Below are 21,070 nucleotides of genomic sequence, written 5' to 3' on the forward strand. Positions count from 1 at the left end.
TTCCCCTGAATTTTCTGTTTTTGGCCTAACCCTTAACCGCGCCTGCCATCAGCCCGCGTACGAAATAGCGGCCCGATACGACATAGACGATCAGGGTCGGCAAGGCGGCAAGCACCGCACCGGCAAAGTGAACGTTGTATTCCTTGACCCCTGTCGAGGATGACACAAGGTTGTTCAGCGCAACCGTCATCGGCATCGAATCAAAGTCGGCAAAGGAGGCCCCGAACAGGAAGTCATTCCAGATATTGGTGAACTGCCAGATCACGGTAACCACAATGATCGGTCCCGAGCTTGGCAGAAGAATGCGGGTAAAGGTCCGCCAGAACCCGGCACCATCCATTTTGGCAGCCTTGATCAGTTCGTCCGGGAAAGCCGCATAATAGTTGCGGAAAAACAGCGTGGTAAATCCAAGCCCGTAAACCACATGCACCAGAACCAAACCACTTGTTGTCCCGGCCAGTCCGATGGTGCCCAACACACGCGCCATCGGGATCAGAACGATCTGGAACGGAATAAAGCAGGCAAACAGCATCAACCCGAAAACAATCTTGTCACCGGGAAACCGCCATTTGGTCAGGACATACCCGTTCAACGCCCCAAGGAAGGTCGAAATCGTTACCGCCGGCACGACCATCAAAATGCTGTTGATGAAATATGGGCTAAGCCCGGTTGGCTCGACCCCGATCTGTGCACTTGACCAGGCTGTCAGCCACGGTTCGAACGTGAAGTTCTCGGGAAAAGCCATCATGTTGCCACCGCGAATTTCATCAAGCGTCTTGACGGAATTCACCAGCATCACAAACAGCGGCAAAAGATAATAAACCGCAAACAGGATCAGGACCGCATAAAGACATGCGCGCAGCAAACGGGCCGGTGAAAATGCAGGTTGCGATGAATGTGCCATTACCGACGCTCCCTGAGTTCTGCATACAGATAGGGTACAATAATGGATGCGATCATCGCCAGCATGATGACCGCTGATGATGCACCAACCCCCATCTGATTGCGGGTAAAGGTATAGGAATACATAAAGGTTGCCGGAAGTTCGGTCGCCCGTCCCGGCCCGCCATTGGTCAGCGCGATGACAAGGTCATAGGCCTTGATCGCCAGATGGGCCAACACCACGAAAGCCGACAAAAAGACCGGGCGCAATTGCGGGATCATAATCCTGGTATACAGGCTCCAGCGACCGGCACCGTCCATTTGCGCGGCCTTGAGGATTTCGCTGTCAATCCCGCGCAATCCGGCAAGAAACATCGCCATGACAAAGCCCGATGACTGCCAGACCGCGGCAATCACCACGGTATAGATCGCCATATTGCGATCCTTGATCCAGTCAAAGGTGAAGCTTTCCCATCCCCACAGATGCATGGTGTTTTCAAGACCAAGTCCCGGATCAAGAAACCATTTCCATGCTGTTCCGGTCACAATAAAGGACAGCGCCATCGGATAGAGATAGATCGGGCGCAAAATGCCCTCGCCCCGGATTTTCTGATCCAGAAAGATCGCAAGAACAAGCCCCAGCAAAGAGCAAATCAGAATGTAAAGAATGCCAAAAATCGCAAGGTTCTGAAGGGCCGTGATCCAGTTACGCTGCCCCCACAAGCGGGCATAGTTATCAAACCCTTGCAGATCATAGGATGGCAACATCCGGCTGTCGGTAAGCGACAGATAACCGGTATAAAGGATGAAACCGTAAACAAATAACAGGATTAAGAACAGACTGGGGCTCAGCACCAGCCGCGGAAGGATTTCCCGCAGGGTGGCTTCTGCCTTGCCGGGCAGTGAGTGTTGCATTGATGATGCTCCGCACTTCCGCAATTCGGTTCGGCGGTCGGAAACCCGACCGCCGAGGATCATTTTTATTCTTACTGTGCAGACTCAACGGCGTTGACGAGTTCCTCGACCGCGGTCTCGGCGTCGTATTCGCCATTGAAGTGGGCTGTGATCACGTCATACATGGCGTTTTTGACACCGGCCGGGACCGAGTGGCCATGGGCCATGGACCCGAACAGCGTGCCTTTTTTGTTGGCTGCTGCCAGTTCTGCCATGCCTTTTTTGCCACAGGCATCAAAGGCATCATTGGGAACGTCGGTACGGGCCGGAACCGATCCCTTGACTACGTTGAACGCCGACTGGAAGGTTGGCGACATCACTGCTGATGCCAGTTTCATCTGGGCGTCCTGACGGTCTTCACCGACCTTGAACATGACGAACTGGTCAGAGTTGAAGGTCACGGCATCCTGCGTTCCCGGGAAGCGGAAGCACATAAAGTCCTGATCGGGCACCTTGCCCGCATTCAGGAATTCACCCTTGGCCCAGTCGCCCATGAACTGAACACCAGCTTCCTTGTTGATCACCATCGCGGTTGCAAGGTTCCAGTCACGGCCCGAGAAATTGTCATCCACATAGCTGCGCAGCTTCGCCATGCGTTCAAACACGGTTTTCATGGTGTCGGAACCAAGTGCGTCGGGATCGGTATCGATCATCGATGCCTGATAGAAATCAGGCCCGCCCGTTGCCATTACGACCGCATCAAAGATGGTCGCGTCCTGCCAGGCCTGACCACCATGGGCAACGGCGGTGTAGCCAGCAGCCTTGATCTTGTCGAGGGCCGCAATCAGCTCATCCCAGTTGCCCGGCTGTTTCAGGCCAAGCTCGTCAAAGATCGCCTTGTTGGCCCAGACCCAGTTGGTCGAATGCACGTTGACCGGGGCTGCAATCCAGTGGCCATCATATTTTGAAAAGCCCTTAAGCGCATCGGGAACAACCGCATCCCAGCCTTCCTTGCTGGCAAGCTCATCAAGATTGGCCAGAACACCCTCGCCCGCCCAGTCCTTGATATCAAAGCCCAGCATCTGAACGGCTGTCGGTGCATTGCCCGATGTCACGCGCGCGCGCAAAACAGTCATTGCCTGTTCCCCGCCACCGCCTGCAACCGGCATGTCATTCCATGAAACACCCTGACCTTCGAGATCCTTTTTCAGAACCTGAAGCGCCTTTGCCTCGCCACCGGCGGTCCACCAGTGCAGAACCTCCACGCTTTCCTGTGCGGATGCGATGCTGGTGGAAAGACCCAGTGCCGCAATCATGCCAAGCCCGGCACGCGTCATCTTGCCAAGAAACATTTTGCTTCCTCCCTGTACGGTTATTGTTTCGGCGCTTGATTACTGCAACGTTACAGTTGAGTGTCAAGCTACACCTGTAACGTTGCAGTACAGCATGACATCAACCGCCCGAGAAACCCTTGATTGAGATATGGGCACTATCGCATCGCAAAATCGGACATTTCCGTGAAAAGCATGGTGACATGCAGAAGACTCGGTGCTGCCTTAACCAAATTGCAACCGCTTTTGATGGAAAACGGGCTTAATAACTTGGGTCATGACCCTGGGGCAGGTTCGCCTCCCTCCAATAACTTTAGAATAATTCAGAGCATTAAATTGGCACGCAGCAAGACAAGATCAGGATTGATTGCGGCCTTGGACATTGGAACGTCCAAGGTCTGCTGTTTCATTGCGCGACGCGAAAAGGACCATCCGCCGAAAATCATCGGTATCGGACACAACATGTCCAAGGGCCTTCAAAGCGGTTCGATCGCCAATCTTGATGCTGCACAGGAAGTCGTTCTGGCCGCGGTCAATGCGGCTGAAAAAATGGCGGGTCAGACCATTGAATCGGTCATTGTGAACCTGTCGGGTGGTCGCCCGGAATCAGAAACCCACACGGTTGAACTGCCATTAGGGTCGCGACCGATCGGCAATCTCGAGATCCGCAAACTGAATGACCAGAAAGAAGCCCTTCTGCGTCAGGCCGGTGACGAACTGATCCACACCGTTCCGCTCGGCTTCCGGCTTGACGGGGCCAGCACGATGAACGATCCGCGCGGCATGTATGGATCGACCCTTGGTCTTGATCTGCATTTCGTGCGCACCCAGACCGCGCCATTGCGCAACCTTGATACGCTTCTGGGACGATGTCATCTGGCGATCGAGGAAACCGTGGTCACGCCGCTGGCGTCCGGTCTTTCGGCACTGACCCCTGATCAGCGTGACCTTGGCGCAACCGTGATCGACATGGGTGCCGGCACAACAAGCGTTGCCGTGTTCAATGGCGGCCAGGTGATCTATACCGCCTCGATCCCGGTTGGTGGCGCGCATGTTACCCGCGATATTGCCTATGGCCTTAATACGTCGCTTAATCACGCGGAACGGATGAAGACCCTGCATGGCAGTGCCCTGACATCACCTTCGGATGATCAGGAAATCCTTGCGGTCCCGATCATTGGTGACGAAGACGAAAACAACTTCAACCATGTGCCGCGCTCGATGCTGATCAACATCATCAAGCCGCGCCTTGAAGAAACCTTTGAACTGATCCGTGATCAGCTTGAAGAACACGGCCTGACCCAAATCGGCGGACGCAGCATTGTCCTGACCGGCGGCGCAAGTCAGCTGAATGCCATTGCCGATCTGGCCAACCAGATGTTTGAACGTCCGGCATCCGTTGCCCATCCGCACGGGGTGACCGGCCTTGCAGAAGCAACCGCCGGCCCGGCATTTTCGGCCTGCGCAGGCTTGTTGCTGCGGGCGGTTGAACAAGGCAATGATCCCCTTAGCGAAGCGATGGCATCGATCCATCAATCGGGCGGTCGCTGGGGCCGTCTGGGGGCCTGGTTCAAGGAAAACTTCTAGTTTCCTGCGGCCCTTTCCCCTGACTGGCGCAGAAATCTGTGCAATCGAAAAACAAGTGCATTTTTTTCTGCATTTTTTCGAAAACTTTCGCGCGCATTAACAAGCCAATAACTCTTTGCCCGCTAAAACGGACTCGGAGGTCTTTGTGCCCGATGCATTTCGGGTACGCACAGGCAAAGGGAAGGCTTGTGTGATCTTAAGGGTCAGGACCTATTAATTTGATTGGAATGGCAGTGTTTATATTTGCGAAATCCAAGGAAAAGCCCGCAGAGCGGGTTGGCACCCCGGGCAAGGGATTTGACGCCGGAGTTCGTAAATATAAACACTGCCCTTCGGGTCAATCGGATTTTCGCGGGCTACTTTGTCTCAAAACCTTGAAAGATATTCATCTTCCTTCGGTTTTGATCCGCGTATCCGCATTAATCCGAATGACCATTCGAACCAAATTAATAGGTCCTGACCCTCAGCTCTAAAGCGCGGAGAGGAAGAGCAAACAATGAGTACAATCAATTTTTCCGTCCCTGAAACGGAAGAAAATCTAAAGCCTAAGATCACCGTTATCGGTGTCGGCGGTGCGGGCGGCAACGCCGTTAACAACATGATCGCGTCCGAACTCGAAGGATGCGATTTTGTCGTTGCCAACACAGACTCACAGGCCCTGACCCAAAGCAAAGCCACGCGCAAGATGCAGCTTGGCCGCAAAATTACCCAGGGTCTTGGTGCAGGCGCACGACCGGATGCCGGTAGTGCCGCCGCCGAAGAATCCATCGAAGACATTCAGGCCCAGCTTGAAGGCAGCCACATGGTATTCATCACCGCCGGTATGGGCGGTGGTACGGGTACCGGTGCAGCCCCGGTCATTGCACGTGCCGCCAAGGAAGCCGGCATTCTGACCGTTGGTGTCGTTACCAAACCGTTCCATTTCGAAGGTACGCGCCGTATGCGTACTGCCGAACAGGGCATCGAACAGCTTCAGCAATATGTCGACACCCTGATCATCATTCCGAACCAGAACCTGTTCCGGGTTGCGAACGAAAAAACCACTTTCGCAGATGCCTTCCAGATGGCTGACGATGTTCTGCGCAACGGTGTGCGTTCGATTACCGACCTTATGATGGTTCCGGGTCTTGTGAACCTTGACTTCGCCGACATTCGCACCGTGATGAGCGAAATGGGCAAGGCGATGATGGGCACCGGCGAAGCATCCGGGGAAAAACGTGCGCTTGAAGCAGCCGAAGCCGCCATTGCCAACCCGCTTCTGGAAGATGCATCGATGAAGGGCGCACGTGCGGTCCTGATCAACATCACCGGCGGCATGGATATGGCCCTGTATGAAGTTGACGAAGCTGCAAACCGCATTCGCGAAGAAGTTGCTTCCGAAGCCAACATCATCTTTGGTTCGACCTTCGATCCGACCATCGAAGGTGCGTTGCGTGTTTCTGTTGTTGCCACGGGCATCGACGCCGAGGAAGTACGCCGTCCGCAGCCGACCACCGTTTCCGTTGCACAGCCCAAAGCAGCACAGCCGGCTGAAAAGCCGTCCATGCCGTCCTTTGGTCAGCATGGCGCTGCCAACGCAGCAGCCAGCGTTGCTGAAACCACCCAGTCGGGCGGTGGCGATTATGCCGGTGGCGCATCCATCGATCACATTCCGGCCGAACGCTTTGCCGCGACCGGCAGCGCACAGCAGCCGGAACTGAGCCATCAGGCCGAAGCACAGGAAACCGGTGCCATTGAAATGGGCCAGACGGTTCTGAAACCGAAACCGGTTCTGCGCGCCAACAAGCCGATGGAAAAAACCAACAGCAACGGCGACATGGCCTTTATCCCGCCGCGCGCCGTTTCGCCAAGCGAAGCCGATCAGGTCAGTCACAGCCCGGACGTCTTCGAAGCTGCAGATGCCCAGAACGCAACCTCTCCGCGTTCGGTTCTGAGCAGCCTGTTTGGCAAGAACAAAACCGTCAAGGAACCGCATCAGCACGCAGAGCCGAAAGTCTCGCAACCGCAGGCACCGGCACCGCGTCAGACTGAAATGTCTCTTGGCGAAGACAGTGCTTCTGTCATGAAGAAGGAGCCCGCTTCCCGGGGCAAGGCGCAAGGCGCGTCTGATGACCTTCTTGAAATTCCGGCCTTCCTTCGTCGTCAGGCGAACTGACGGCAAAACTCCGCGCGATGAAAGGGAAGGCTTCGGCCTTCCCTTTTTTTATAGGCAGACCATTTTATCTGACGCCCAAGACCGGCACCTGTGAAATGAAATGTTTCACATCGTTGTTTCAGAACAGAGAAATATAAGTTCAGGTCATTGTTTTATTTGTAATTTTCGCCATTTTCGATGATTTACAAAGCGTAACAAAGAGTGATTTGAGTGATTTTCTCAACCTCTGTAGTGTCTGAAGCTAACGAAGTAAGGGTTACGGCCCTGCCAATGACTTCGACCAAGATTGATTGCAACCTGACTGACCTGATTTGGGGGTTCCTGTGAACAACATCGCCGACCTTAGTGCTGCCATCGCGCAGACAGGCGTCTCTGGTGACGATTACGTGCGTCAACGCACGCTTAAAGCGTCCATCGGCTGTGCGGGCGTCGGTCTGCATTCCGGTCACAAGATCCGCATCACACTGCACCCTGCCCCGGTTAATCATGGCATCGTATTTCGCCGCACGGATCTGGATGACCAGCCGTTGTTCCCGGCACGTTACGATGGCGTGATCGACACCCGCCTGTGCACCTGCCTGGGCGACGCATCCCGTGGCATCAAGATCGGCACCATCGAACATCTGATGGCTGCTCTGGCCGGATCGCGCATTGATAACGTTCTGATCGATATCGATGCCGACGAAGTTCCGGTTATGGATGGCAGTTCCGCACCGTTCAATTTCCTGATCGATTGTGTCGGCATCGAGGAACAGAATGCCCCGCGTCAGGTCATCGAAGTGCTCAAAGCAGTTGAAGTCGAATATAACGGCTGCACAGCACGTGTTGAGCCGGCCCACGGCTTTGAAATCGATTTCGAAATTGATTTTGCCAGCAAGGCCATTGCCAACCAGCGCATGAATGTCAAATTCGATGATGGTGTTTTCGTGGCCGACATCGCACGTGCCCGCACATTCGGTTTCCTTCACGAAGTCGAAGCCATGCGTTCGGCCGGTCTTGCCCGTGGCGGTTCGCTTGACAATGCGGTTGTGCTGTCGGGCGATGAAGTCATGAATGAAGAAGGCCTGCGCTACGAAGACGAATTCGTTCGCCACAAGATCCTTGATGCGCTGGGCGATCTTTATACTGCCGGCTTGCAGCTTCAGGGCAAGGTAACCGCCTATAAATCCGGTCACCACGTCAATAACCTGCTGCTTCAGGCATTGCTGGCCGATGAAAGCGCCTATCAGGTTGTCCCGATGCCGAAATCAGCTCTGCATGGTGCATCAGCACCGGTTCTGGCGACTGCGTAAACCGATAACGGGTTTTGGAATCCGGCACAAAACATTCGAAATTGGCGGCCCGTCGGGTCGCCTTTTTTGTTGTCTGACCGCGTTTTTCCCGCACAGATCAAAGCACAGGCTCAAGATCGGGCATAAAAGTCACCGATTGGCGACACAACTACTTGCCCAACCACGCCCTTCACATGATATAGTCCGGCGGATTTTCCCGTGAGTGCGTCACAAAATTCAAGGATAGGTCACAGTGCTTAGTACCGTTCGCGCCAAACACATCATTGCAACATGTGGCATGGCCATTCTGCTTGCTGCCTGCTCAAGCAATGAGGCACCGGAATATGTCGAACGTCCGGTTTCCGAACTGTATAACGGAGCACAGGATCTTCTGGACGCCAAGGAATATCAAAAGGCCGCCCAGGCATTTGACGAAGTCGAACGCCAGCACCCCTATTCGGTCTGGGCGACCAAGGCGACCCTGATGTCGGCCTATTCCTACTATCAGGACAACAAATATGATGATGCCATCAACGCACTTGATCGCTTCATCTCGCTTCATCCGGCCAACCCGGATGTGCCATATGCCTATTACCTCAAGGCATTGTCCTACTATGAACAGATTTCCGATGTCGGCCGTGACCAGCAGATGACCCAGCACGCCATGGAGGCGCTTGATGACGTTATCCGCCGTTTCCCCGACAGCAAATATTCCCGCGACGCCAAGCTGAAAAAGGACCTTACGGTCGATCACCTTGCCGGCAAGGAAATGAGCGTCGGGCGCTATTATCAGGACCGTCAGGAATATCTGGCTGCGATCAACCGGTTCAAATCGGTTATCGACAAATATCAGACCACAACCCACGTTCCCGAAGCACTTGCACGCCTGACCGAATGCTATTTGGCGCTGGGTCTTGAGGGTGAGGCAAAGCGCACCGCAGCCGTCCTTGGCCACAACTTCCCGGGCAGCGAATATTACAGCGAATCCTACAGCCTTCTGGTCGGGGATGCCGGTGCCGAACGCACCGAAGAAAGCTGGTGGGATTCCGCAACCAAGTCGATCACCGACCTTTTCTAGGTCACTCGTGCAAAAGACCTGATCACCATCAGGTCTTCTTGACATCCGGGGCAAAACAACCATAGAACACAACAGGAACAAATGATAATAAGGTCCTGTTGCAAATCGCTTCTGCTCCGACCGCACAAGATCCCGGTTTTTGATCACGCGCCGGGTGTTGCAATACTTGCAAGCCGGGTCGGTATTGGGCACTCTGCAAGTCGCAAAGCTGTTTGACCAAACTGTCTGCTGCCCCGTTAACAACATCAGTACCCAGAAATGCTTCGACGCCTCAGCATTCGGAACGTAGTCCTTATCGACAAGCTGGATCTGGATTTCCATGACGGACTTAGCGTCCTGACAGGTGAAACCGGGGCCGGTAAATCCATCTTGCTGGATTCTCTGGGGCTTGCTTTGGGCGCACGCGCCGATAGCGGACTGGTCCGCCATGGCTGCGACAAATGCAGCGTCACCGCCACCTTCACCCTGCCACAGGGACACCCGGTTTTCCGACTGCTTGCCGATCAGGATATTGATCTTGAAAGCGAAGAACTGGTGGTACGCCGCGTGGTAACCGCGGACGGACGGTCGCGGGCCTATGTCAATGACCAGTCGGTTTCGGTCGGGCTTTTGCGCGATGTTGGCAATTATTGCGTCGAAATTCAGGGGCAATTTGATCAGCACGGCCTGCTTGACCCGACAACCCACCGCGCCACTCTTGATGCCCATGGTAATCTTGGGGCGCTAGCCATGACGGTGCGCGACCACTGGCGGGCCTGGCGGGAAACGCAAAAAGAACTCAATGCCGCACGCGCACGCATCGACAAGGCGCGCGAAGAAGAAGAATGGCTTCGCCACGCAGTCGATGAACTTGAAAAACTGGGTCCCGAAGAAGGCGAAGAAGAACGCCTTGCCGAGGAACGCCAGTTCCTGATGCATGGTGAAAAGCTGGTTGCCGCCCTCAATGATGCCGGCACCGAGCTTTCGCGCGGCAAGGGTGCCGAAAGCGCGCTACGCAGCGCCCAGCGTTGCCTTGAACGTGAACTTGAAAAGGCCGATGGCCGATTTGAACCGATCATCGAGGCGCTGGACCGTGCTGCCATCGAACTTGAAGAAGCCAATCGCGCCATTTCTGCCACCCTTGCCGATCTGAATGTTGATACCGGCCATCAGGAAAATGTCGAGGAACGGCTTTTTGCCCTTCGGGCGGCGGCACGCAAATACAACGTGCCCGTCGATGGCCTGAATGCCTTGATGAAAGATTTCCGGTCCCAGATTGATCAGCTTGAATTCGGGGAAAAGGAACTGTCGCGTCTGACCGCTGCGGTTGGCGAACATCGCAATGCCTATATCGAAGCCGGACAAAAGCTGCATGCTGCACGCAAGGAAGCCGCTGCGAAGCTAGACGGCGCGATCAATGCCGAATTGCCGCCGCTTCGCATGGAAAAGGCCCGCTTCGTTACCGATATCGAACTGGTTGACGAAAATGAATGGGGCATTGATGGCATCGACCGGGTGCAATTCACCGTCGCCACCAACCCGGGAAGCCCGCCGGGCGCGCTGAACAAGATCGCCTCAGGCGGCGAGCTGTCCCGGTTCCTGCTTGCGCTCAAGGTCGTCCTGGCACGTGTATCAGCCGTCCCCAGCCTTGTCTTTGACGAAGTCGACAGCGGTGTTGGCGGTGCCACTGCTGCTGCCATCGGACAGCGTTTGCATCTGTTGGCAAAGGAACGCCAAATATTGGTGATCACCCACAGCCCGCAGGTCGCGGCACGCGGACGCACCCATTTCTATATTGCCAAGCGTGAAACAGACGGCACCATGGTGACCCGTGTCGATGCCCTGGTTGATGGTGCGCGCCGCGAAGAAATTGCCCGCATGCTGGCCGGGCATTCCGTCACCGCCGAGGCCCGCGCAGCGGCTGACAGCCTGCTTGAACAACCCAATTAAGATCCGGCATTCAGGCCGAACCCACTTCGAATACGGAACAAAAAGAATATGAACGCCGAACATGCGTCAAACAACACAAGCCTGCCGGAAATGCCCGCCACCAGCACCGAGGCACGCAAACAGCATGCGGAAATTTCCGATCGCATTCGGTCCTATAACGAAGCCTATTACGTCAATGACGAACCGCTCGTTCCCGATGCCGAATATGACGCATTGTTCAATCGCCTGATCGAACTTGAATCCCATTATCCAACGCTTAAGAAAAACAGCCCGACACAGGAAGTCGGTGCGGCCCCGGCCGAAGGTTTTGCCAAGGTCAAGCACGCCCGTCCGATGCTGTCGCTTGGCAATGCGTTTTCACGCGATGACATTGTCGATTTTCTTGCCCGTATCCGCCGTTTCCTGAACCTGACGGCGCACAGTCCGGTCGAAGTCGTGGGCGAACCCAAGATTGACGGGCTTTCGCTTTCGCTGCGCTATGAAGGCCGGACGCTTGTTACAGCGGCAACCCGCGGCGACGGGGCCGAAGGCGAAGATGTCACCGCCAATGTCGCCCATATTGACGACATCCCCAAAACCCTGCCCGATGATGCGCCCGATGTGGTCGAAATCCGCGGCGAGGTCTATATGGCGCGATCCGCCTTTCAAAAGCTGAACGAGACACAGGCAGAAACCGGCGGCAAAACATTTGCCAACCCGCGCAACGCTGCTGCGGGTTCCTTGCGCCAGCTTGATCCTTCCATCAGTGCGAAACGCCCGCTTCGTTTCTTTGCATACAGCTTTGGCGAACTGTCCGAAAGTCTGGCACAGACACAGTGGGACTTTTTGCAAAAGGTCGCAGGCTGGGGCTTTGTCATCAACCCGCTGACACGCCGACTGAACGATGCCGATGATATCATGGCGTTTTACGACGAGCTGGCAAAACAGCGTCCGGACCTTGATTACGACATTGATGGCATCGTCTATAAGGTCAATGATTTTGAACTTCAGCTGCGGCTTGGCTTTGTCAGCCGTTCGCCGCGCTGGGCCATTGCCCATAAATTCCCGGCCGAGCAAGCCCGCACCCGCCTTAATGCCATCGATATCCAGGTTGGCCGCACCGGCGCGCTTACCCCGGTTGCCCGTCTTGAACCGGTCACGGTCGGCGGTGTTGTTGTGTCAAACGCCACTCTGCATAACCGTGACGAGATCGAACGTCTGGGTGTGCGGGTCGGTGACATGGTGGTCATTCAGCGTGCCGGTGACGTGATCCCGCAGGTAGTTGAAGTCATCCTTGATGAACGCCCCGAGGGAACCGAGGAATATCAGTTCCCCGATGAATGCCCGAAATGTCACAGCCATGCCATGCGCGAAGAAGGCGAAGCTGTCACCCGCTGCACCGGTGGTCTGATTTGCCCCGCACAGGCGGTTGAACGGCTTAAACATTTCGTATCGCGCAATGCCTTTGATATCGACGGCATGGGGGCCAAAAATATCGAGACATTCTTTGAACTGGGCTGGGTCAAATCACCGGGCGATATTTTCCGGCTTGAAACGGACCATGGCGATGCGATCAGAAAGCTTGAAGGCTGGGGTGATAAATCCGCAACCAAACTGTTTGACGGGATCAATGAACGCAGGACCATCGGGCTTGACCGGTTCATCTATGCGCTTGGCATTCGTCAGATCGGTCAGGCAACCGCCAAACTGCTTGCCCGACACTACGGGTCACTGGGCGAATGGCGCAACGCCATGATTGCCGCCAATCAGGCCGATAGTGACGCATTGCGCGAACTGATCAATATCGATCAGATTGGCCCCGGCGTTGCCAAGGACCTGATCGAGTTCATGGCCGAAGAACACAATCTGGCGGTGCTCGATGACCTGCAATTGTTGCTGACCATCACCGATGTCGAAGCGCCCACCGTTTCCGACAGCCCCGTTAGCGGCAAGACCGTTGTGTTTACCGGTAAACTTGAACTGTTTTCGCGCAACGAGGCAAAGGTCAAAGCCGAAAGTCTTGGTGCTAAAGTAGCGGGTTCGGTTTCGGCAAAAACAGATTATCTTGTTGCAGGACCCGGTGCAGGTTCCAAATTAAAGAAAGCAGAAGAATTGGGTGTGACTGTTCTTGATGAGCAAGGATGGCTTGATCTGATTGCCACGCAATAATGGCGGTCCATGACCGAAGGAATGGGTGCAGATGGAAGATCTCGGAAGTTTTTTTCGCCGCTACGTAGATGCACATCTTAAGCTCGATGAAGGCGCGCTTGACGAATTTTATCACTTTCCCTGTCTGATCAATGACCTGTCCGGTGTTCATGCGATTTCCAAGGCCGAGGATCTGCACAAATATCATCAGTCATTCTTTGACGAGTTGAAAAATGCGGATCTGGCCATGGCCAAATCGATGGTGGTCGAACAGCATTCCGCACTTCCCGGCGGGGCACGTGCAATCGTGTCCTTCCGGTTTGGCAATTCGGAAAACAACCTGATCTTTGACTGTGATTATGCCTTTGCCCTGCTGAAACAGGACGAAAAATGGAAGGTCGTTTTCGCCCAGCTTGATGAAATCCGTTACAGCGACCTGTATTGAGGTCCCTTGATGGCCGTTCCTGATCCCCGCCGGTTTCTGATTTTATGTACTGTGCTGCTGCTTGCAGGCGCACCGCCCATGGCCAAAGCCGACCCTGATTTTGCAACATTGTCGGGAACGGCGCGGGCCATTGATGCCGACACATTGGAATTCGGATTTCGGCGTGTGGACCTGTGGGGCGCGGATGCCATGAACCGGTTCCAGAAATGCCTGGTGAATGGTCAAAGTACGGCCTGCGGTGCTGAGGCATGGCAAGTCACCACCAATCTTCTGGTGGCCACCCCGATCACCTGCCGGGTTCAGGGCAAGAACCGCTATCACCGCAATCTGGCCATTTGTCGCAATGCCAATGGCATGGATATTGGACAAAGTCTTATTGCCCGGGGCATGGCGGTCGCACGCCCCGATCAGATGCCCGAATATGGCGCGATCGAAGCCCGCGCCAGACAAAGCAGAACCGGCATCTGGGCCGGGCAATTCATTGATCCGTTGAAATGGCGGCGCGGTGAACGCCTTCCCGAACATGAAATCGAAGTCCGCCGCTGGTAAGGCGGCAAACCTGCAAGATCACCGGCTGGTTACGGTTTTGTATTGGGGGCGAATGGCCGTGCCAACAACCGCCCCAGCCCCGCAAGGCTGAAGCTGTTTTTCAACGATGCCACCCCCAAGGTTACAACCGCAAAACCGATCATTTGCGGAACCGTAAGAATTTCGCCCAGGAACAGCCAGGCAGCAAAAAATGTCATTGCCGGCCCTGACAGGGAAATCAGGGATGCCTGGGTCGCACCAATTCGCCGGATCCCCTCATACAAAAGGAAAAACGGGATCACGGTGCAAAAGATCGAAATGCCCGCCGTCCATGCAATTCCGGCCGGATTAAGGTTTAAAGGCTTCTGGACCACCAGTTCGTAAAGAACCATCGACAGCCCCGCCATTGTGTTGATCAGGGCCGCGAAATGCATCGACCCGATGGTTTTGATCATGCGCTGTCCGAAATACAGATAGCAGGCATAGGTCAATGCTGATCCGAACGCCCAGGCCGCGCCATACCACAGACTGCCTGACACCATGTCAAAACCGCCCGGTGCCAATACCAGCATCAGACCGATATAGGTCACAACAAAACACACCACCTGACGGAATGGCGGGAAACGCCGTTTGTGCAAAGCTTCCAGGATCATCACCACCGCAGGAAAGGTAAACAGCACGATCCGCGAGACGGTCACATCGATCAGGGATACGGCGGTAAAATCAAACAGCGATGCCAAAAAGAACAATCCGCCATACAACGCCCCCCATGCCAGATCGACCGGTTGCATCTTGCGATCACCGGGGCGCTGTTTGCCAAACAGCATAACGCCAAGCCAAAAGAACGGCATCGCAATCAGAAACCGCAACAGCAACAAGCCATCAACAGTCATGCCGGTGGCATACACAAATTTGGCAAGCAGCCCCTTCATCGCAAGCGCGACGGTCGCGAGCAACACAATCGTCAAGGCGGAGCCAACCGGCTTTTCCGCATTTGCGCTTTTCTGTGTGCTGACAGGTGATGACTGGGCAGATGCCGTCGGGGCATCTGCATCCGCGTGGGGCTGTGATGTCATGGTGGTCTCCGATCCTCTCTCGGGCTCAGTGTTACCCGCAAGGTGCCATTATTCAATTCGAATTAATTGCTATCAGATATCAGCTTTGGCTATATCTTAGGGGATCGCATCAACAAATCCGGCTTGGAACCGTCATCCATGGATATCAAACAGCTGCGAAGTTTCGTGCATATTGCCGAATTGGGAAGCCTGTCACGTGCAGCCGAACGGTTGAACCTTTCCCAACCGGCGTTAAGCCGCCAGCTTAACCTGCTTGAAGAAGCGCTTGAAACCAAGCTGCTTGAACGAACCGGCCGCGGTGTAAAGCTGACCGAAGCGGGGCAAATGCTTGCCGAACGTGCACGCGTCATTCTGGCCGATCTGGCCCGCCTTGAAGCGGACCTGACAGCGCGCAGCAGCCAGGTCACCGGGCATGTCCATGTCGGCGTCCCGCCAAGTGCCGGGATTGTCATTACCGGGGCACTGATTGAACGCCTTCGCGCACACTATCCCGATCTGAATATTTCGGTTGCCGAAGACCTGACCGGTGATGTTCAGGAAGGCTTGCTGTCAGGTCGTCTTGATATCGGAATTTTGCATGACGGCATGATTTCGCGCAGTTTGCATGCCGAACCGCTTTGGCGCGAGGACCTGTTTCTGATTTCCCACCCGTCACAGGTTGGCGAACAGGAAACCGAAATCGCCTATGAAGATGTCCTGTCACTGCCGTTGATCATGCCAACCAACAAACACGGTTTGCGGGCCAAAATGCAGGAAGCCGCCTTTCGTGCCGGCCGTCCCCTGACCCCGGTGGTCGAAGCCGACGCATTACGTGTGCTGGTCGATCTGGTTCATCGCAATGTCGGGCACACGGTTTTGCCGCGCAGTTCGCTTGTGATGGAACTGTCAACCGGGCGGCTCAAGGCCCGCCGGATCGTCAGCCCGGAACTCTCGCGCAAGGTGATGCTTTCCTGGCTTCATGATCGCCCGCTCAGTGCCGGGGCCAAGGCCGTGGTCGATACATTGCGCGATCTGGCCGGAACCATGCCAATGGCTGAAAAATGACCCTTTGATGCAACAAGGCCCCGAACGCAATACCGTTCGGGGCCTTGTTCATAAGCTTATCTGCAAACCGGATCAGACAGGTGCCTTGCTGTCCGATGACTTCTGCCAAAGGTTCAGGCCGCCATCGGCTGCATATTTGTCGATTTCCGCCAGTTCTTCTGCGCTGAATTCAAGATTGTTCAGCGCATCAAGGCTGTTATCAAGCTGCTGCACGTGACGGGCACCAATCAGGGCCGATGTGATTTCCGGACGCCGCAATACCCACGCAATCGCCATCTGGGCAAGGCTCTGCCCGCGGCGTTTGGCGATTTCATTAAGTGCACGGACACGATCAAGGTTTTCGTCCGACAACATGCCTTTCTGGAAGGAACCTTCCAGGGCGGCGCGTGATTCTTCGGGCACACCGTTAAGGTATTTGTTGGTCAAAAGCCCCTGTGCCAGTGGCGAAAAGGCAATGCATCCCATGCCAAGTTCGGACAGCGTATCAAGCAAGCCATCCTCGACCCAGCGGTTCATCATCGAATAGGACGGCTGATGAATGACGCAGGGCGTACCGAGGTCCTTAAGGATCGCGTGCGCCTGACGGGTCATTTCCGGGGAATAGGAAGAAATCCCGACATAAAGCGCCTTGCCCGACCGGACGATCTGATCAAGCGCACCCATGGTTTCGGCAAGCGGCGTGTTGGGGTCGACACGATGGGAATAGAAAATATCAACGTAATCAAGGCCCATCCGCTTGAGGCTCTGATCCAGACTGGAAATCAGATATTTGCGGGATCCCCATTCGCCAAACGGCCCCGGCCACATACGATAGCCCGCCTTGGTCGAAATGATCAGTTCGTCGCGATGTTTGCCAAGATCCTGGCTCAATACCTTGCCAAAGTTTTCTTCGGCAGATCCCGGGGGCGGGCCATAGTTATTGGCCAGATCAAAATGGAACACACCGCGGTCAAAGGCGCGGCGGATCATCGCACGCTGGGTCTCATAGACATCCACGCCGCCGAAATTCTGCCAAAGGCCAAGCGTAATTTTCGGCAGCATAAGGCCACTATTGCCACAGCGGTTCCAGGTTTCGTCGTCATAGCGGTTGGGGTTTGCCATCCACTGTGTTTCGACTTCAGCCATGTCTTCCTCCAATTATCAGAAGCGGTTTTCCGCCTTCTATTGAATCGATCCAATAGATACTCTTTAAGCCATTCCCGCGCGCTTGTCAGTGCCCGAAACAACAAAAAGCCGCCCCGCGGGACGGGGCGGCTCAACTTTTTCACATCATGGCATCCGATGGCCAGATCAGATGACTTTCTTCTTGATCGGAGCGGTTGCCTTTTGCAGCCATTCCCGATGATCTTCGTCCAGTTCATCGGCATACATGGCATAGACCTGGGCATGGTAATCATTAAGCCACTGCAACTCGTCAGCAGTCATCAATTCCGGATCGATCAATTTGCGCTCAATCGGCGAGAATGTCAGGGTCTCGAAACCAAGCATCTGACGGTCCGCCCCGATCGGTGCATCAATCTCGCAAACCGCAATCAGGTTTTCAATCCGGATGCCGTATTCGCCTTCCTTGTAAAAGCCCGGCTCGTTTGACAGAACCATACCCGGTTTCAGTGCGATGCTGTTCGGGGCCTTTGAAATTCGTTGCGGTCCTTCATGAACGCCAAGGTAACTCCCAACCCCGTGCCCGGTGCCATGATCAAAATCAAGACCGGCTTCCCACAGGGGCATGCGCGCCAGCGTATCAAGCTGCTGACCGGTTGTTCCGACCGGGAAAATCGCCCGCGCCAGCGCAATATGCCCCTTGAGCACGCGGGTAAACCGGTCACGGTGTTCCTGTGTCGGTTCACCAACAATCGTGGTCCGGGTGATGTCGGTCGTGCCATCCAGATACTGACCGCCCGAATCAATCAAAAAGATTTCGCCCGGGGTCAGGTTACGGTTGCTTTCGGGGGTGTTGCGATAATGGCAAAGCGCCCCGTTCGGACCACTGCCCGGGATGGTTTCAAAGCTTGAATCCCGAAATAGCGGATCTTCCTTGCGCAGCGACAGCAATTTGTCGGCAGCCGTACGTTCATCAATCTCGCCATCGATTGCCGTTTCATCAAGCCATTTGAAATAGCGAATGATCTTTTCGCCGTCGCGCTTGTGGGCCTTGCGCGATCCTTCGAGTTCGACGTCATTTTTGCAGGCCTTGGGCAAGGCCACCGGATCACGCCCGACACGAACGGTTGCCCCGGCCTCGGCCAATTGCATCCGCAACCAGTCACCCGCTGTTGCCTCGTCAAGGCGGACGGACTGATTGCCCATGGCCTTCAACGCATCGCCAAGTTCACCGGGTGCGCGCAGGCTTGCCTCATCACGCAGCCAGGCGACAGTTTCACCAGCCAGCTTGCGTTCATCCATGAACAATTCAACCGATGCATCACCGTTGATAATCGCATAACCAAGTGCAAGCGGCGTTTGCGGCACATCGGCCCCGCGAATATTCAAAAGCCATGCAATGCTGTCAGGTGCAGACAAAATGGCACTGTCACATGACAGGCGCGACAGCTGCCCGGCAATCATCTGACGTTTTTCGGCACTTGATTTTCCGGCATATTCCAACGGATGCGGACGCACCGGGCCAAGCGGCATGGCCGGCTGGTCACGCCAAAGCGCATCAATCGGATTGGTATCAATCGCAACCAGTTCCGCCCCGACACCTTCGCATGCTGTGCGCAAATGATTTGCCTGCTGCACGGTATGAAGCCACGGATCATACGCCAGTTTCTGTCCGGATTTCAGATTGTCATGCAGCCAGCCGACCACCGGTTCGTCAACCAGATGACGATATTCAAACAGGTCGCGATTGACCTGCTGGCGCACCTGAATGGTGTAACGGCCATCAACAAACACCGCTGCCTTGTTCGCCAGAACCACAGCAGCCCCGGCCGACCCGGTAAAACCGGTCAACCAGGCCAGACGTTCGGCCCGGGCTGGGACATTTTCGCCCTGATGTTCGTCGGCACGCGGAACGATAAAGCCGTCCACACCCTTTGCCGCAAGATATTTCCGAAGAGCTGCGATCCGTTCGGCCGGATTGAAATCATCCTTTGCCATTTTGAACAGACCTTTGCGTTCATCGCGCAGCGCCAACAGAACGTGCACCAGTTCTTCGCTGGGATCGGCACATACAAGATCAATCCAGTCGGTCCGGCTATGTCCGTCGGCGGCCGCAAGCACGCCATCAATCAGGGCGATGACAGCGCTAACATCCTTGTTGACATTGTCGCGTTCCAGAAGGGTCGCGAGTTGGGCATCGCCGGAAATGGTCATAGACGTCCTCGTTTTGATATGTGGGGCAGTTAATCTATGTAAGGGTTACTGCCGATCCCGCGCAAGCCACAATGATATTTGCGCATATTTTATAAAATAATCACCCCGTAATTCGGCCCCCAACAGCCGTAACATGCGTCACAGGAATGAATGCGTTGCAAGCTTCGCAATGCACATTAGTCAAAGATTAACTTATTACATCTCCGTGACAAAAAGATGGCCCGTCGGGACGTCAATTTGCAGGAGACCATGAACGGTGATCCGTTTTCCTATTACTGCCCTAAGTGTCGTACAATCGCGTCGACGTCAGACGGCCTATGATGGCCTTGAGCGCCTGACCATTGGTCGCAAAGCCGCGCTCGGTCTTGATATTGGCCCTGCCCATCTGGCAGACGATGAAGCAGACCGGTCCCCAACCGGATCGGCAGACACCAAAGGCAAGGATTGAAGGATCAGTCCCGCTCGGAATGGTCGGATGCCTAATGGCGAAGCGCAGGATCACGGTTCATGATCCTTGCGGTCAGTTTTGTCTTTTCCCTCTGAGACGGCCCTGCTTCTCCACAGCAGGGCCGTTTCTTTTTGACCATCACGCACCATCCGCGCCATAGTAGCCAAAACAACAAAACTGTTTCGGGGTGGTTATGGCAAAAACGGTTCTGATTACCGGCGGTTCGCGCGGGATCGGTCGGGCGACAGCAGTGCTGTTTGCTAGTCGCGGCTGGAATGTCGCTTTCAGTTTTGTCGGAAATCAGCAAAGTGCTGACGAAACCTGTGCCTTGTGCGAACGTGCGGGCGTTACCGGCAATGCATTTGCCCGCAAATGCGATGTACGCGACGAAGACAGCGTCATCGATTTCTTCCGGACCGCATATGAACGTTTTGGCGCAATCGATGGTGTCGTGAACAATGCCGGCATTGTCGCCCCCAAAAGCACCCTTGCCGATATGGATATCGACCGCATGAAAAATGTGTTCGATACCAATGTGCTTGGTGCGTATCTGGTTGCCCGTGAAGCGGCGCGGATGCTTCCGAACGGTGGATCGATCGTCAATGTTTCGTCCATGGCGGCCAAGCTTGGATCACCTGGCGAATATGTCGATTACGCCGGATCAAAGGGCGCGATCGATACGCTGACCGTCGGACTTTCCAAGGAACTCGGCCCCAAAGGCATTCGCGTCAATGCGGTGCGACCCGGGCTTATCAATACCGACATCCATGCCAGCGCAGGACGCCCGGAACGGGTTTCCGAACTGGGGCCGGGCTGCCCGCTTGGCCGTGCGGGGAATGCCGATGAAGTCGCACAAAGCATCTATTGGCTGATTTCAGATGACGCGTCCTATGTTACCGGGGCGGTCCTTGATGTTTCCGGCGGGCGATAACCCTGATCAAGGCCCCACCGCCGCCCGTA

At 55.2% G+C, this 21,070-nt stretch carries 17 protein-coding genes; 11 read left to right on the plus strand and 6 right to left on the minus strand.

What is annotated here, in order from left to right; genetic code table 11:
* Positions 1 to 25: 25 nt before the first annotated feature.
* The 3 genes from WA429_RS17995 to WA429_RS18005 all read right to left on the minus strand — a co-directional run bounded on the left by WA429_RS17995 (position 26) and on the right by WA429_RS18005 (position 3,128).
* Complete coding sequence (locus WA429_RS17995; RefSeq protein WP_287466205.1) at positions 26 to 904, minus strand: carbohydrate ABC transporter permease; 879 nt, start codon at positions 902 to 904, stop codon at positions 26 to 28.
* A complete protein-coding gene (locus tag WA429_RS18000; RefSeq protein WP_287466204.1) occupies positions 904 to 1,797 on the minus strand; it encodes a carbohydrate ABC transporter permease in 894 nt (297 codons plus the stop codon). Before WA429_RS18000 ends, WA429_RS17995 begins: the two co-directional genes overlap by 1 nt.
* A gap of 71 nt (positions 1,798 to 1,868) precedes the next feature.
* Positions 1,869 to 3,128, minus strand: coding sequence for an ABC transporter substrate-binding protein (locus WA429_RS18005; protein WP_101245711.1), 1,260 nt, complete (start codon positions 3,126 to 3,128; stop codon positions 1,869 to 1,871).
* Between the two features lie 354 nt (positions 3,129 to 3,482).
* Here WA429_RS18005 and ftsA point away from each other — a divergent pair, with 354 nt between their 5' ends.
* From ftsA to WA429_RS18045, 8 genes are all read left to right on the plus strand, one after another.
* Positions 3,483 to 4,694 (plus strand): cell division protein FtsA, encoded by a 1,212-nt coding sequence (ftsA, locus tag WA429_RS18010; protein ID WP_286888563.1) that lies wholly within the window; start codon positions 3,483 to 3,485, stop codon positions 4,692 to 4,694.
* Between the two features lie 496 nt (positions 4,695 to 5,190).
* A complete protein-coding gene (gene ftsZ / locus WA429_RS18015; protein ID WP_287466203.1) occupies positions 5,191 to 6,849 on the plus strand; it encodes a cell division protein FtsZ in 1,659 nt (552 codons plus the stop codon).
* Positions 6,850 to 7,172: 323 nt separating this feature from the next.
* Positions 7,173 to 8,141: a UDP-3-O-acyl-N-acetylglucosamine deacetylase gene (gene lpxC / locus WA429_RS18020; protein ID WP_082817857.1), complete on the plus strand. Its 969-nt coding sequence runs from the start codon at positions 7,173 to 7,175 to the stop codon at positions 8,139 to 8,141.
* 232 nt (positions 8,142 to 8,373) lie between these two features.
* Entirely contained in the window at positions 8,374 to 9,198 is an 825-nt protein-coding gene (locus tag WA429_RS18025) for an outer membrane protein assembly factor BamD (RefSeq protein WP_082817856.1), read from the plus strand.
* A gap of 258 nt (positions 9,199 to 9,456) precedes the next feature.
* Positions 9,457 to 11,127 (plus strand): DNA repair protein RecN, encoded by a 1,671-nt coding sequence (gene recN, locus WA429_RS18030; protein ID WP_114113702.1) that lies wholly within the window; start codon positions 9,457 to 9,459, stop codon positions 11,125 to 11,127.
* A gap of 48 nt (positions 11,128 to 11,175) precedes the next feature.
* Complete coding sequence (ligA, locus tag WA429_RS18035; protein ID WP_287466202.1) at positions 11,176 to 13,275, plus strand: NAD-dependent DNA ligase LigA; 2,100 nt, start codon at positions 11,176 to 11,178, stop codon at positions 13,273 to 13,275.
* Between the two features lie 31 nt (positions 13,276 to 13,306).
* A complete protein-coding gene (locus WA429_RS18040; RefSeq protein ID WP_068519506.1) occupies positions 13,307 to 13,699 on the plus strand; it encodes a hypothetical protein in 393 nt (130 codons plus the stop codon).
* Between the two features lie 78 nt (positions 13,700 to 13,777).
* Positions 13,778 to 14,248, plus strand: coding sequence for a thermonuclease family protein (locus tag WA429_RS18045; RefSeq protein WP_287466201.1), 471 nt, complete (start codon positions 13,778 to 13,780; stop codon positions 14,246 to 14,248).
* Between the two features lie 29 nt (positions 14,249 to 14,277).
* Here the strand turns inward: WA429_RS18045 and WA429_RS18050 are convergent, their stop codons facing one another.
* Entirely contained in the window at positions 14,278 to 15,303 is a 1,026-nt protein-coding gene (locus WA429_RS18050; RefSeq protein ID WP_287466200.1) for a DMT family transporter, read from the minus strand.
* Between the two features lie 138 nt (positions 15,304 to 15,441).
* On the opposite strand from WA429_RS18050, the gene WA429_RS18055 reads away from it, so the two are divergent.
* Positions 15,442 to 16,347: a LysR family transcriptional regulator gene (locus tag WA429_RS18055; RefSeq protein WP_206926975.1), complete on the plus strand. Its 906-nt coding sequence runs from the start codon at positions 15,442 to 15,444 to the stop codon at positions 16,345 to 16,347.
* Between the two features lie 72 nt (positions 16,348 to 16,419).
* Here the strand turns inward: WA429_RS18055 and mgrA are convergent, their stop codons facing one another.
* A complete protein-coding gene (mgrA, locus tag WA429_RS18060; RefSeq protein WP_287466199.1) occupies positions 16,420 to 17,472 on the minus strand; it encodes an L-glyceraldehyde 3-phosphate reductase in 1,053 nt (350 codons plus the stop codon).
* A 165-nt stretch (positions 17,473 to 17,637) separates the two neighbouring features.
* Positions 17,638 to 19,662: an aminopeptidase P family protein gene (locus WA429_RS18065; protein ID WP_287466198.1), complete on the minus strand. Its 2,025-nt coding sequence runs from the start codon at positions 19,660 to 19,662 to the stop codon at positions 17,638 to 17,640.
* A gap of 256 nt (positions 19,663 to 19,918) precedes the next feature.
* Here WA429_RS18065 and WA429_RS18070 point away from each other — a divergent pair, with 256 nt between their 5' ends.
* Positions 19,919 to 20,110 carry a hypothetical protein gene (locus WA429_RS18070; protein WP_068519500.1) on the plus strand — a complete coding sequence of 64 codons (192 nt, stop codon included), beginning with the start codon at positions 19,919 to 19,921 and terminating at the stop codon, positions 20,108 to 20,110.
* Positions 20,111 to 20,303: 193 nt separating this feature from the next.
* Positions 20,304 to 21,041 carry an SDR family oxidoreductase gene (locus WA429_RS18075; RefSeq protein WP_287466197.1) on the plus strand — a complete coding sequence of 246 codons (738 nt, stop codon included), beginning with the start codon at positions 20,304 to 20,306 and terminating at the stop codon, positions 21,039 to 21,041.
* Positions 21,042 to 21,070: the final 29 nt, after the last annotated feature.

It is taken from the genome of Thalassospira sp. CH_XMU1420-2 (genome assembly GCF_037029325.1).
GTDB lineage: Bacteria > Pseudomonadota > Alphaproteobacteria > Rhodospirillales > Thalassospiraceae > Thalassospira > Thalassospira povalilytica.

What these genes read in the sequence shown, in the direction of transcription:
- WA429_RS17995 (WP_287466205.1), bottom strand. Translation starts at nt 904, where the DNA reads ATGGCACATTCATCGCAACCTGCATTTTCACCGGCCCGTTTGCTGCGC.
- WA429_RS18000 (WP_287466204.1), bottom strand. Translation starts at nt 1,797, where the DNA reads ATGCAACACTCACTGCCCGGCAAGGCAGAAGCCACCCTGCGGGAAATC.
- WA429_RS18005 (WP_101245711.1), bottom strand. Translation starts at nt 3,128, where the DNA reads ATGTTTCTTGGCAAGATGACGCGTGCCGGGCTTGGCATGATTGCGGCA.
- ftsZ (WP_287466203.1), top strand. Translation starts at nt 5,191, where the DNA reads ATGAGTACAATCAATTTTTCCGTCCCTGAAACGGAAGAAAATCTAAAG.
- recN (WP_114113702.1), top strand. Translation starts at nt 9,457, where the DNA reads ATGCTTCGACGCCTCAGCATTCGGAACGTAGTCCTTATCGACAAGCTG.
- ligA (WP_287466202.1), top strand. Translation starts at nt 11,176, where the DNA reads ATGAACGCCGAACATGCGTCAAACAACACAAGCCTGCCGGAAATGCCC.
- WA429_RS18040 (WP_068519506.1), top strand. Translation starts at nt 13,307, where the DNA reads ATGGAAGATCTCGGAAGTTTTTTTCGCCGCTACGTAGATGCACATCTT.
- WA429_RS18045 (WP_287466201.1), top strand. Translation starts at nt 13,778, where the DNA reads ATGGCCAAAGCCGACCCTGATTTTGCAACATTGTCGGGAACGGCGCGG.
- WA429_RS18050 (WP_287466200.1), bottom strand. Translation starts at nt 15,303, where the DNA reads ATGACATCACAGCCCCACGCGGATGCAGATGCCCCGACGGCATCTGCC.
- WA429_RS18055 (WP_206926975.1), top strand. Translation starts at nt 15,442, where the DNA reads ATGGATATCAAACAGCTGCGAAGTTTCGTGCATATTGCCGAATTGGGA.
- mgrA (WP_287466199.1), bottom strand. Translation starts at nt 17,472, where the DNA reads ATGGCTGAAGTCGAAACACAGTGGATGGCAAACCCCAACCGCTATGAC.
- WA429_RS18065 (WP_287466198.1), bottom strand. Translation starts at nt 19,662, where the DNA reads ATGACCATTTCCGGCGATGCCCAACTCGCGACCCTTCTGGAACGCGAC.
- WA429_RS18075 (WP_287466197.1), top strand. Translation starts at nt 20,304, where the DNA reads ATGGCAAAAACGGTTCTGATTACCGGCGGTTCGCGCGGGATCGGTCGG.